The organism is Pseudomonas sp. FW305-28, from assembly GCF_017351395.1.
In the GTDB taxonomy this organism is placed as follows: Bacteria; Pseudomonadota; Gammaproteobacteria; order Pseudomonadales; family Pseudomonadaceae; genus Aquipseudomonas; species Aquipseudomonas fluorescens_AA.
In genome coordinates this window covers 1-13,019 of sequence record NZ_JACNDD010000011.1, presented here as the reverse complement: position 1 = coordinate 13,019, position 13,019 = coordinate 1, and the positions used below count along the sequence as shown (strand labels likewise).

General features: G+C 61.5%; 9 protein-coding genes. 7 read left to right on the top strand and 2 right to left on the bottom strand.

The window, feature by feature from the left end:
• The first annotated feature begins 2 nt into the window (after positions 1 to 2).
• Positions 3 to 1,649: a cyclic peptide export ABC transporter gene (locus tag J4E53_RS04580; RefSeq protein WP_060741931.1), complete on the top strand. Its 1,647-nt coding sequence runs from the start codon at positions 3 to 5 to the stop codon at positions 1,647 to 1,649.
• Positions 1,650 to 1,691: 42 nt separating this feature from the next.
• Here the strand turns inward: J4E53_RS04580 and fhuF are convergent, their stop codons facing one another.
• Positions 1,692 to 2,381 carry a siderophore-iron reductase FhuF gene (fhuF, locus tag J4E53_RS04575; RefSeq protein ID WP_103309662.1) on the bottom strand — a complete coding sequence of 230 codons (690 nt, stop codon included), beginning with the start codon at positions 2,379 to 2,381 and terminating at the stop codon, positions 1,692 to 1,694.
• Between the two features lie 199 nt (positions 2,382 to 2,580).
• Between fhuF and J4E53_RS04570 the strand changes: the two genes are divergently transcribed.
• The 4 genes from J4E53_RS04570 (at position 2,581) to J4E53_RS04555 (ending at position 8,245) form a co-directional block, all read left to right on the top strand.
• Entirely contained in the window at positions 2,581 to 4,284 is a 1,704-nt protein-coding gene (locus tag J4E53_RS04570; protein ID WP_103309660.1) for an ABC transporter ATP-binding protein/permease, read from the top strand.
• A 323-nt stretch (positions 4,285 to 4,607) separates the two neighbouring features.
• Positions 4,608 to 6,470 (top strand): ATP-binding protein, encoded by a 1,863-nt coding sequence (locus J4E53_RS04565; protein WP_060741929.1) that lies wholly within the window; start codon positions 4,608 to 4,610, stop codon positions 6,468 to 6,470.
• A gap of 93 nt (positions 6,471 to 6,563) precedes the next feature.
• The gene (locus J4E53_RS04560) at positions 6,564 to 7,796 is read left to right on the top strand and encodes a porin (RefSeq protein ID WP_103309658.1); all 1,233 of its coding nucleotides are present in this window, start codon (positions 6,564 to 6,566) and stop codon (positions 7,794 to 7,796) included.
• An 11-nt stretch (positions 7,797 to 7,807) separates the two neighbouring features.
• The gene (locus J4E53_RS04555; RefSeq protein WP_060741927.1) at positions 7,808 to 8,245 is read left to right on the top strand and encodes a hypothetical protein; all 438 of its coding nucleotides are present in this window, start codon (positions 7,808 to 7,810) and stop codon (positions 8,243 to 8,245) included.
• Between the two features lie 8 nt (positions 8,246 to 8,253).
• On the opposite strand, the gene J4E53_RS04550 is transcribed toward J4E53_RS04555, so the two are convergent.
• Positions 8,254 to 10,626: an EAL domain-containing protein gene (locus J4E53_RS04550; RefSeq protein ID WP_103309657.1), complete on the bottom strand. Its 2,373-nt coding sequence runs from the start codon at positions 10,624 to 10,626 to the stop codon at positions 8,254 to 8,256.
• A gap of 355 nt (positions 10,627 to 10,981) precedes the next feature.
• On the opposite strand from J4E53_RS04550, the gene J4E53_RS04545 reads away from it, so the two are divergent.
• Both J4E53_RS04545 and J4E53_RS04540 read left to right on the top strand, forming a co-directional pair.
• Positions 10,982 to 11,992, top strand: a complete 1,011-nt coding sequence (locus J4E53_RS04545; RefSeq protein WP_103309655.1) for a response regulator — start codon at positions 10,982 to 10,984, stop codon at positions 11,990 to 11,992.
• A gap of 3 nt (positions 11,993 to 11,995) precedes the next feature.
• The gene (locus tag J4E53_RS04540) at positions 11,996 to 12,949 is read left to right on the top strand and encodes a sensor domain-containing diguanylate cyclase (protein ID WP_103309653.1); all 954 of its coding nucleotides are present in this window, start codon (positions 11,996 to 11,998) and stop codon (positions 12,947 to 12,949) included.
• Positions 12,950 to 13,019 lie beyond the last annotated feature (70 nt).

The window sequence follows — 13,019 nt, the reverse complement described above, 5'->3', positions numbered from 1 at the left end:
AAATGGATCTGTTGTTACTCATGGCTAAACGTTCATGGCGCGCACTGCTGGTGGCGACCCTGACGGGCCTGATCTGCGGCCTCGCGGCGGCCGGGTTGATCGCCAACATCAACCACAGCCTGGAGGTGTTCGATAAGCTACGCCCGGTGGACGGGCTGCTTTTCGCCGGGCTGGTGCTGCTGGTCATGGTGTCCCGGGTGATCTCCGACATCAGCCTGCTGCGCCTGGGCCAGGCCGCGGTCAACGACATGCGCCTGCACCTGAGCGCCAAGCTGATCGATACCCCCTACGCGAAATTGCAGCGCCTGGGCAAGCATCGCCTGCTGGCCATGCTGACCGACGATACGCAAACCATCAGCCAGGCGGTGGAGCTGGTGCCGATCCTGCTGGTCAATGCCGGGATCATCGCCGCCTGCCTGGGCTACCTGGGTTGGCTCAGCCTGCCACTGCTCGGCCTGACACTGCTGCTGATCATCGCGGGCAGCTTCACTTTTCACTGGCCGCAACGTCGGGCGTTGACTTCGATCTCCCGGGCCCGGGAGCTCAAGGATCAGTTGTTCGACCAGTACCGCCTGCTCACCGATGGCAGCAAGGAACTGCAGCTCAACCATCCTCGCCGGCAACACTTCTTCACCCATTTGCTGATTCCAGTCAGCCAGCAATACCGTCGCGACTTCGTACGCGGCATGAGCATCTACGCCCTGGTATTGAACTGGGGCAACGCGGTGTTCTACATGCTGATCGGCGTGGTGCTGTTCGCCGCACCGCATTTCATCGACCTGGGCGTGAGCCTCGTCACCGGCTATATCCTGACGATCCTCTACATGATCACGCCGCTGTCGGAACTGATGAACGCCTTGCCGACCCTGGGCCGCGCCAGCGTCGCACTGAATAAGATCCGTGCCCTGGAAGGCGAGATGGAAGCATCCGACGAGACCTTCGATACCATCTCGCCGACCCAGGTTCGCCGCCTGGTGTGCCGGCAGGTCGCCCATACCTATTACCGCGAACGCGAGGACGGCCATTTCACCCTGGGGCCCATCGACCTGACGCTCAATGCCGGCGAAGTGGTATTCATCACCGGCGGCAACGGCAGCGGCAAGACCACCCTGGCTTTGCTGCTGACCGGGCTGTACCGGCCGGAAAGTGGCGACATCATGCTCGATGAGCAGGTGTCCTCGAGCAACGACAACCTCCATTATCGACAGCACTTCTCGGCGATCTTCACCGACTTCTGCCTGTTCGAAAACCTGTTCGATGGCGACGATCCGGACTTGGTGAAACAGGCGCAGGACTACCTGGTGCACCTGCAACTGGACCATAAGGTGCAGATCGAAGGAGGCAAGCTGACGACGCTGGCGCTGTCCACCGGGCAACGCAAGCGCCTGGCATTGCTCAGTGCCTATCTGGATGACCGCCCCTGCTACCTGTTCGACGAATGGGCGGCCGACCAGGACCCGGTGTTCAAGCACTTCTTCTACACCCGGATCCTGCCGGACCTGCGCGAGCGCGGCAAATTGCTGATCGTCATCTCCCACGACGACGCCTACTTCGGCCTGGCCGATCGGTTGATCCACGTCGAACATGGCAAGGTCAGCGAAGTAGCCCCCCAGGCCAACGCCTCATCCCAGGCGCAAATGCTGTCTTGAGGAATGTGGAGGGTTTCTGGCCAAGGCTGTCAAAAGCTGCGCTCAACCCTCCTCATAGATGTAATGCAGGTAGCTCACCTGTTCCGCCACCGGCAGGCGGTGCAGTTTGGGGCAGGATTCGCACAGCACTGGCGGCTGGCCTTCGACCGGTTCGTGCAGTTGGTAATGCAGGCAACAATGCCGACGCAAGGGCAAGCTGGGGCATATCTGCGGGGCCGGTGATTCGACCATGCGTTGCAGGCCTCGCAGCTTCAGGCGTCCGTTGTTCACCGTAACCGGTTCCAGCCACCGGTGCGCTTCGGCGAAGCCGTCCCTGGACAGATCCGGGTCCATCCTGGCGAAGGCGCCGTCCCAGATCGCGACAAAGTTGCCCCACAGTATTTTCGGGGCCAAGCCACCGGCGGCGGCCAACGTGCCAAACAGTGGCGCCAAATGCTCGTGGACCAACCGCGACCAATACACCGCCCGGTCCTCCGCGTTCAAGGGCGACAGCCCGGCGGCCAGGCCCAGCGCCGCCGGTTGGCCGTCGTCGTGCAACAACAACGCGCCCTCGCCCCAGAACTCGATCGCGCAGCCACGCGTCAGCACACAGGCCAGGGTGGCCGGCAAGACAATGCTCATGTAGTTCATCGACCACTGCGAAACCACGGCGGCGCGGTTCACCCCCGGGTAACGCAGGGCAAATCGGGTCAGCAAGGGTTGCAACGCGGCAGGGTCGGCAAGCTGGCTCAACGCGATGGAAGGCTGGTCGCCAGGTTCCTGCCGGACGACCCGCTGTATGGGCGGCCAGGCCTGGTTAAGCCATTCTGGAAATTCGATAACAGGGCTCCCGTGGCTTTCCCTAATTAATGCAAACGATTAGCATTGGCTGATCCTATCCTCCCGCCCCTGCAAACTCAACGTCGTTAGCGACCAGGCTCACCAAGACCCCATGCACACACTTCGCAATTTCTGGCGCCTCGCGCAGCCCTTCTGGGCTTCCGAGGAAAAGTACCCGGCCCTGTTGCTGCTGTTGGCTACCGTACTGATGACCCTGTGCCTGGTCGGTGTCAACATCCTCACCAATTTCTGGAACCTGCATTTCTATAACGCCCTGCAGGCCTTGGACTACCACGGTTTCCTGATCGGTAGCCTGCAGTTCATCCTGCTGCAGATCGGCATGGCCGCCTTTACCGTTGGCGCGTTCCATTTCCAGCAGAAGCTGACCATCCGCTGGCGGCGCTGGGCAACCCGCAACATGCTCGGTCAATGGCTGGGCAGCCAGCGCTACCAGAAGCTGAAGCTGACCGAGACCGAGGTCGACAACCCCGACCAGCGGATCGCCGAGGACATCGACCTGTTTATCGTCAAGTCGCTCAAGTTGAGCCTGGGCCTGTTGACGTCGGTGGTGTCGCTGTTTTCCTTCCTGCATATCCTCTGGCAAGCCTCCAGCCTCGTCAGCGTGCCGTTCAACGAGCAATCGATCGTCATTCCCGGGCTGCTGGTGTGGGTCGCCCTGGTGTATGCGCTCCTGGGCACCGGCCTTGCATTCTGGCTCGGACGTGCGCTGCCCAGCCTCAACTTCATGCAACAGCGGCGTGAAGCGGACTTTCGTTTCTCGCTCATCCGCCTGCGGGAGAACGCTGACTCGGTGGCGCAATACCGCGGCGAAGTTGTGGAGAACGAACGCTTCAACCACCGCCTGGAGGCGGCGCTGGAAAACTTCTGGGCGCTGGTGAAAAAACAGAAGCTGATCATGGGCTACTCGACCTTCTATTTGCGCAGCGCGACGGTCATACCGATGTTCATCATGGCGCCACAGTTCTTTGCCGGCGCCTTTCCCCTTGGCCGCCTGACGCAGATAAGCGCGGCCTTCGGCGAAGTGCACGCGGCCATCGCCTATCTGGTGAGCGTGTTCCCGGAACTGTCGGAATGGAAGTCGGTGATCGACCGCTTGGTCGGCTTCCAGGAGCGCCTGGATAACGTCGAGGTCAAATCCCAGGTCAGGCACCAACAACAGGCCAGCGGCCTTGATATCAAGGACCTGGACATCTGGCTGCCAAACGGCCGGCCGTTGTTCAAAGGCTTCAACCTGTCACTCAAGCCCGGTGACAGCCTGATGATCAGCGCGCCATCCGGCTACGGCAAGTCGACGCTGATCCGCACGATTACCGGGCTTTGGCCCCACGCGCGCGGCTCGAGCGGCTATGACCGTGAACGCGCCCTGACCCTGTCGCAAAAACCCTACCTGCCGCTGGGCAGCCTGCGCGAAGCACTCTGGTACCCCCACCCAGCCCGTTGCGAGGAGGATGCCGCGCTGCGCCAGGTCATGGAGCAGGTCGGCCTGCAACACCTGAGCGATCAGTTGGAGCAGGAGCGGGACTGGGCGCAGACCCTCAGCGTTGGCGAACAACAACGCTGTGCGTTCGTCAGGGCCCTGCTGGCCCGGCCCACGGTGCTGTTCCTCGACGAAAGCAGCTCGGCGCTGGATGCGGCAAACGAAGCGCGTTGCTATCAACTGCTCAGGCAGACGCTGCCGGACACGATCCTGATCAGCGTCGGGCACAGCGCCGCCCTGGAGCGCTTCCATTGGCAGGTCCTTGAATTGAAGGACGAGGCGCAGTGGGTGCATCGCAAGATCAAGCAAGCGGTGTGACCCCGATAGAGCAAACACTGAATAACCTGTGGCGAAGGGGGTCGTGGGAGCAAGACTTGCCCGCGATGGATGCGACGCGGTCTTCCTGAAGTCGAGTCGTGTGTATCGCGGGCAAGCCTTGCTCCCACAAAATCCCCTTGCCACAAAATCCTCAGTGCCCCAGTCAGTCGGGCCCACCTTCGCACATTGGCATACAGAGTTTGTGGTCTATAGTTCTGACAGATCCAGGCTCTTTATGCTCGGGCCAGCAGGAGCAATACCCCTCGAGCCGTGACTGTGTCGACGCCCACCAGCCTTCGGTCGAACAATGCAGGGAGCACACCATGCCGATCCAGCGGCCTGAGACACTGAGGTTGGCCCCTGGCACTGCTCATTGTGCCGAGGCCGATGGCGATACCAAGGCCGGCGTGCTTCGGCGCGCCTTCGACCAGGCCAAGGAAGCCTACATCCTGTTCCCGTTGCTGGCCGTTCTGCTGTTGCTGGCCATCTGGAGCGCTACCCTCTATCTGATCAAGGTCGAACATCTTCGCGCGCAACAGAGCGCCGCGACGGCCAGCCTGGAAATGGGCGCCACCTACGAAGCGCAAATGTTGCGCGCCATCCATGAAATCGACCAAACCCTCAAGCTGGTCAAATACACCTATGAGACCGAGAGCGAGCCTAATCCCCTGCGCCGGCTCCAGGAGCGGGCCTTGTTACCGCCGGCCTTGGTGTTCGACGTCAGCGTGGTCAACCCGGACGGCAGGCTCGTGGCGAGTACACGGACCAACGACCGGGAAAATATCGCTGACCCGAATGAGCAGCAAACACTGCGGCACAGCGACTCATTGTCCATCAGTCATCCGTGGAAAAGTCCGGTCACGGGAGAATGGCGCTTGCGCTTCAGCCGGCGACTCGACGCCGCGGATGGCACACTTTCCGGGATCGCCAGGGTCGAGGTCGATGCCGCCTATTTCGTCAGCAGCTACGACGCCTCGAAACTCGGCGAACAAGGTGCGCTCGGGCTGCTGGGCACTGACGGCCTCTTCCGCGTGCGGCGCACCGGAGAAACGGTACTGGCCGGCGATACGGTCGATTACACGGCGGTGGTGCCGGATGCGGAAAACACCGAGGCAGTGCTCTCGGTCAATGGTTGGGACGGGGTTCGGCGCTACACCAGTGCCCGCCAGCTCTACGACTTTCCACTGGCGGTGATTGTCGGGTTGTCCGAGGAGGAACAACTGGCCGCGGTGAACCAGCAAGCGCGTACCTACCTCTGGCGCGCGGCAGGCGGCAGCCTGGTCCTGGTGCTGCTGGTGGGCGTGCTCGCCCGGATGAGCTGGCAACTGGCGCAGAGCCGTCTGCGCGCCGCCGAAGCCCAGGCTCAACTGGCCGCCGCCGCTCGCCAGGCCGGCATGGCCGAAATCGCCACCAACGTCCTGCACAACGTGGGCAACGTGCTCAACAGCGTGAATATCTCCGCCGACCTGGTCACCCGCAAGCTGCGCACCAGCAAGGCCCTGGGGCTCGGCAAGGCGGTGCAAATGATGAACGAGCACGCCGATGACCTCGGCGACTTCATCTCCCACGACGAGAAAGGCAAGCTGCTGCCCGGCTACCTGAACCAGTTGGTGGACGCGCTGGCGGTGGAGCAACAGAGCATGACCGAAGAACTCGGCCAACTGAGCAAAAGCGTTGATCACATCAAGGAAATCGTCGCCGCCCAGCAATCTTACGCAGGCACCTCCAGCCTGGCCGAAACCGTGCAGATCAAGGACCTGATCGAGGATGCCGTGCGCATGAACGCCGGCATCATCGCCGCGCATCGGATCACCGTGGTGCGAAACCTGGCCGAAACACCCTTGCTGCAACTGGACAAGCATCGGGTGCTGCTGATCCTGATCAACCTGATAAAAAACGCCAGCAGGGCGATGGATGACCGGCCGGAGCTGACCCCTCAAATCATCCTTCAGAGCGAGATCCCCCAAGAAGACACCCTGGTGATCAAGGTCATCGACAACGGCGAAGGCATAGCGCCCGAGAACCTGACGCGGATCTTTGCCCATGGCTTTACCACACGCAAGGATGGCCATGGTTTTGGCCTGCACAGCTGCGTCCTGGCGGCCATGGAGATGGGCGGCTCGCTGGAGGCCCATAGCGATGGCCCGGGAACGGGAGCGACCTTTACGCTCAAATTGGCGATCTAGGCTACGCTTCGGCGCGTGATAACGCGCAGCTTCAGCCAACGTTACAAGGAACAGACGAATGGCGATCCACGCAACGAGGTTACCTTGACCCCCATGGTGAAAAAGCCCAATACCTTGGCCTTGGTAGTCGTGACGCTGTATGCCGGCGGTGCCAGTGCCGACGCAGCCGACATGTTCTCGCTGAGCAGTTTCGGCACGGTGGGGATCGTCCATTCCAGCGAGAAAAAAGCCGACTTCACGTCCAGTATCTTCAAGCCCAACGGCGCGGGGCATTCGCGCAACTGGAGCGCCGACGTCGACAGCCTGATAGGCGCCCAACTGACCGCCAATTTCACCCCGCAGCTGTCGGCCGTGGTGCAGGTCATTTCCGAGCAGCGCTACGACAACAGTTACCGGCCCTTCGTCGAGTGGGCCAACATCAAGTACCAGTTCACGCCGGATTTCAGCGCACGCATTGGCCGTACCGTGTTGCCGACATTCCTGGTATCCGACAACCGCAAAGTGGGCTACACCCTGCCCTGGGTGCGGGCGCCCATGGAGGTCTACGGCCTGATGCCGATCTCCAGCAGCGACGGCATCGATGGCAGCTACCGGTTTCGAGTCGATGAAATCACCAACACGGTGCAGGCCCACTACGGCCAGACCGACAGCCGCGATTCCGACGGGACCGGCAAGGCGCTGACGAGAAATCTCTGGGGGGTCACCAACACCACCGAACTCGGTGCCCTCACCACACGCATCACCTACATGAAGGCCGACCTGACCCTGGAGCCATTCAATTCACTCTTCGATACGTTCAGGGAGTTCGGTCCGGAAGGCATCGCCATCGCCGATCGCTACGACTCCGATGACACCCCCGTCGACTTTATCGGCGTGGGTGCCAGCTACGATCCGGGCGACTGGTTCGTCATGAGTGAATGGGGACGTCTCGACAGCCGTTCCGGCCTGGGCAGGACCAGCGCCTGGTACATCAGCGGCGGGTACCGCATCGCAGCGTTCACCCCCTATGTCACCTACGCGCGCTCCAGGACCGAAACAGAAGTCTCCAGCCCGGGCCTGACGCTATCGACCTTGCCGCCGGCCTTGGCGGGCACGGCCGCCGAACTCAACGGTGCGCTCAACAGCGTCCTGGGCTCGAACGAAGGCCTGCAGACCCTTTCCCTGGGTATGCGTTGGGATTTCACCAAGAACATGGACGCCAAAGTGCAATTCGATCACACACGTTTCAAGGGCAACTCGGTCGGTCCGTTGATCAACCCCCAACCGGACTTCACGTCGGGGGGTTCGCTCAACGTCATCAGCCTGGCTGTTGATTTTGTCTTCTGATGGAGCAGGCCATGTGGGTTGTGAGACTCATCGGATTCGCCATGGCGGGGCTCGCCCTGTGCGCCGCCAGCGTTGCCGTCAAGGCCGACGTGGTGGTGGTCGTCGCCGCGTCCAGCCCGGTGAAGACGCTCGCGCGCAATCAGGTGGCGGATATTTTCCTGGGCAAGGCCAGTCGTTTTCCCGGCGGCGGACAGGCGATTCCCATTGACCAGACAGAAGATTCACCAACCCGCGATGAGTTCTACACAACGTTCACCGGCAAGTCCGCAGCCCAGCTCAAGGCGCATTGGTCGAAAATCATCTTCACCGGCAGGGGCCAGCCGCCGCAGGCGGTTTCGAGCGGGGCGGAGGTCAAGAAACGTATCGCAGAGAACCCCGACACCATCGGCTATATCCAGGCACGGGAGCTGGACGGCAGCGTCAGGGCAGTGCCGCTCGAGTCGCAGTGAGTACGGCTCTACGTACCGAGCCCCGTGCCAGCCGCCTGGGCTTGCAGCAACAGCTTGAACTGATCGGCGGGCACCGGTTTGTTGAAGTAGAAACCCTGGAACTCATCGCAGGCGTTATCCCGCAGGAAATCGGCCTGCTCCTTGGTTTCCACGCCTTGGGCCACCACGGTCAGGCTGAGGGTCCGGCCCATCGCGATGATGGCCTCGGTCAGGGCTTTGTCTTCCGACACGCTGCTGGTATCGCAGATACACGAGCGGTCGATCTTGATGACATCCAGCGGAAACTGCTCGAGCGCGGAGAGCGACGAATAACCGATCCCGAAATCATCGATGGCGATGCGGACCTGCAGGCGCTTGAGCCCGGTCAATACATTCAACGCCCTCTTGACGTCCTGCATGAGCAGGCTCTCGGCGATCTCCAGCTCCAACAGGCGCGCGTCCATACCGGTTTCGGCCAGTATCTCGGCCAAGTCCGTCAACAGGTTCTCATCGGCGAACTGCCGAGCCGTGAGGTTCACAGCGACTCCCAGGTGTGGCAGCCCTTGTCGTTGCCAGGCGACGTTTTGCCGGCAGGCAGTCTTGAGCACCCACTTGCCGATCGGCACGATCAAACCGGTCTCTTCCGCGACCGGGATGAATTGCATGGGCGCCACGATACCCAGGTCGGGATGATTCCAACGCAGGAGCGCTTCCATACCGGTGATCTGGCCACTGGGAATGTCCCGCTTGGCCTGGTAGTGCAGTTGGAACTCCTGGCGCTCCAGCGCGTGGCGCAAGCTCAGCTCCAGCGTCAGCCGTTCCAGTGAGTCCGCGTTCAGCTTCGCGGAGTAAAACTGGAAGTTGTTCTTGCCACATTGCTTGGCCTGGTACATCGCGATATCGGCGTTTTTCTTGAGTGTCTGCTCGTCCAGGCCATCCTGTGGGTACACACTGATACCAACGCTGGCGGTCACACGGAACTCCTGGCCCTCGAGGTTGAAGGGCCGGGCTATGGCGGTCAGGATTTTTTGGGCGGCAGTCGCCACGTCGTTGTCCTGCGACAGCTCCGGCAGCAAGATCACGAATTCGTCGCCGCCCAATCGAGCCACCGTATCGCTGCCGCGCAGACACGCCTCGAGGCGCAGCGCGACCTCCTTGAGCAGTTGATCGCCGGCATCGTGCCCCAGGGTATCGTTGACTTGCTTGAAGCGGTCGAGGTCAAGAAACAGCACCGCCAGTTGCCGATCATAACGGCTGGCCTCGCGGATGCTCTGGCCCAACAGCTTGCTGAACAGACTGCGATTGGGCAAGGCCGTAAGGCCGTCGTGATAGGCCAGGTACTCGACACTTTCCGCGTAGGCGATTTTCGCTTCGCCGGCGCGCAAGCGGCTTTGCACCAGTTGCCAGCTCATCCGGGCGAGCAGCCCCGCCAGCAACACCAGCACCAGACTGCCGCCCGTGGCGCGCCACAGGTAGGTACGCGCTTGCTGGTTCACCGCCGCCAGTTGTTCTTCCTCGGACAACCCGACAATCACCGCCAGTGGGAAGTCGTAGAGCTGGCGGGCACTGGTGTAGCGCCACACACCATCCCCCGCATTGATCGCGCGTACGGCTTCGGTGTTTTCAGTGTCCGGTACCACGCTTGCGTAATCGATCGAGTCGCCGGCCGATACGTCCTCTCCACTGCGCCGTGCCCGAAAGACACCGTCAATACCCAACAGGCCGAGCAAGCCGTGATTGCCGAGTTTCGAGGCGTCATAACTGCTGACGAAATAGGCGGCATCGACCTCGACCATGGCGATCCCGGCGAACGCGCCATCCCCGCCATCGAGCCGTCGGCTGAAACGCAACTTCCACTCCCCCGTCACCGGGCTTTTCCACGGACGGCTGATCGACAGCGCCGTGTCCGGGCCCAGCGTTTGCAGCTCATCCTTGGCCATTCGGCTTCCGGCTTCGCTCGGCTGGGTACTGGCGACGACCCGGCCGCTGGCATCGACCACACTGACGTCGAACAAGTAGGGAGAAGGCAACAAGGCGCGAGCCTTGAGCTTGGGCAGCGGGTTGGGCTCCCGCTCGGACTCGTAGGTGTACTTGACGAGCTTGAGGGTCTGATCGATTTCACGCACTGCCCGCAGGATCTGCGCCTCGTAGGTGGCGCCGATTTCCAGGCTCGCCTCGGCGATCCCTTGCTGCGCGCGGGCCTGTTCGACCTTGATCAGGTACAGGGTGCCTGCCCAGATGACCACCAACAGCAGAACGGCCAGCAGCGGGAACAGGATGTAGGCTTCCCTGGCCTGGTCGAAGCCGCGCCGAAACCAATGGCTCGTCCCATCGGCCAGGGCGCTTTCACGATGAACGATATCCGGGGCCGACGTCATTACACTCGCCCGTTGGATCGCCATGGTGTGCTCCCTGCATTGTTCACTGCTGACGGCCTGCGGGTATCCGATGCAGCTACGGCGCGAGGCGTCCGCAGTCCCTGATCGCCGGTACGGAAAGATTCCGGGTCTGCTGAAAACTATAGACCACAAACCGCACCCGCCATGGCCAATCGCGCGTCGACCGTGGCTTTGCGTGGGGTGTGAATGACGAAGTGCAGTTGACGCCCCTGACTTATTGGTCCAGTTTCTAATGCAACCGAGCCCCGCAGTTTTCGTGCAGGACGCTAAGCTTGATAAACCCGGTTCGTTAATCAAAGGGTCTTTGCAAGCCTATGAATGATGTCAGTAGCCCCTCCTCCCCTGCCATTGGTCACCCATGGTCGTTCCTGTGTCGTTGATTCCCCTGGTGGTGTGTGACGACTCCAACATGGCGCGCAAACAGGTGTTGCGTGCACTGCCGACAGACTGGCCGGTTTCGGTCACCGAGGCGAGCAATGGCCGCCAGGCCATGGACGCCATACGCCAGGGCCTGGGGCACGTGGTGCTGCTCGACCTGACCATGCCGGAAATGGATGGCTACCAGGTATTGGGCGCCTTGCGCGACGAAGGATTGAAGGCGCAGGTCATCGTGATTTCCGGTGACGTCCAGGATGAGGCGGTGCGCCGCGTACATGAGCTGGGCGCGCTGGCGTTCCTGAAAAAACCGTTCGATGAAAACGACCTGCGCCAGACGCTGGCGCGGCTGGGGCTACTGGCCCAACCCAGCCAGGTGCCGTTGCAGAATCGTTCGGTCACGAACACGGCCATCAGTTTCCACGATGTGTTCCGCGAGACGGTCAACGTGGCCATCGGCCGGGCAGCGGCCCTGATCGCCAAGGTGCTGGGGGTCTTCGTGCAATTGCCGGTGCCGAACGTGAACCTCCTCGAGGTCGGGGAGTTGCACATGGCCTTGACCGACGTCGGCAGCTCCCAGCAACTCACCGCGATCTGCCAGGGGTTTATCGGCAGCGGCATCGCTGGCGAAGCCCTGTTGATCTTCCATGACTCGGAAATCGCCGACATCGCGCAATTGATGCAGCGCCAGAGCGCCGACTATTCGGACCTGGAGATGTTGCTGGACCTTTCCAGCGTCTTGATCGGCGCATGCCTGAGCAGCATTGCCGAACAGATCGACGTGGTGTTTTCCCAAGGCCACCCGCAGATTCTCGGCCAGCACGCGGCCATCGAGGAACTGATCCGGGACAACAGCAAACACTGGAAAAAGACCCTGGCGGTGGAAATCAGCTACAGCCTGGAAGGGCACGATATTCGTTTCGACCTGTTGCTGTTGTTCACGGAGGACTCCGTCGAACGGTTGACCCACAAACTCGCCTACCTGATGAACTGAGCCATGAGCGAATCCATCGATCTGAACGAATTCCACTGGTTGCTGGCCATCGTTCAGAGCATCGACGTCGGGGTGGTGGTGCTCGACCGCGAGTACCGCGTGCAAGTCTGGAACACCTTCATGGAGAACCGCTCCGGGGTGCAGCCCAAGGACGCGCACAACCAGCATTTTTTCAGCCTGTTCCCTGAAATCGATCGCCAATGGTTCAGCCGCAAGGTGGAAAGCGTCGCGACCCTGGGCACGCCAGCGTTCACGGTCTGGGAGCAGCGCCCGTACTTGATGCGCTTCAAGAGTTACCAGCCGATCACCGGCCAGGAAGCGTTCATGTACCAGAACACCACGCTGTTGCCGCTGCGCTCGCCCGACAACACCATCAAGCATATCTGCCTGGTGATCTATGACGTCACCGACGTCGCCACCAACCGGCATCAGCTCCAGGCCGCCAACGCACAGCTGCAGCGACTTTCCAGTACCGATCAGTTGACCGGCCTGTACAACCGCGGTTATTGGGAGGGCAATCTGAAAGCCGCCTACGCCCGGCACCAGCGCTATGGCCATGCGTTGAGCCTGGTCATGCTCGACATCGATCATTTCAAGCGGGTCAACGACACCTACGGCCACCAGGCTGGCGACAAGGTCATCGAGCACGTCGCCAAGCTGCTGCACGAGCATGTGCGCGAGTCCGACGTGGCCGGGCGTTATGGCGGTGAAGAGTTCGGCGTAGTGCTTTCAGACACCGACAAGGCCGGCGCACAGATTTTCGCCGAACGCCTGCGCAAGGCTATCGAAGCGCTGGAAGTGCAGTTCAACGACCAGACTATCCGCTTCACCGTCAGCCTGGGAGTGGCCGACCTGAGCCAGCCCTCGAACGACCACGCCGAGCTGATCACCAGGGCCGACCAGGCGCTGTATACCTCGAAGAAGACCGGGCGCAATCGGGTGACGGTGCATGAATAGCGAGCCCACTTTTTTCCAGGATGACGGTGAGATTTGACACCCACTACACCCCCCTTGTGGGAGCGAGCTT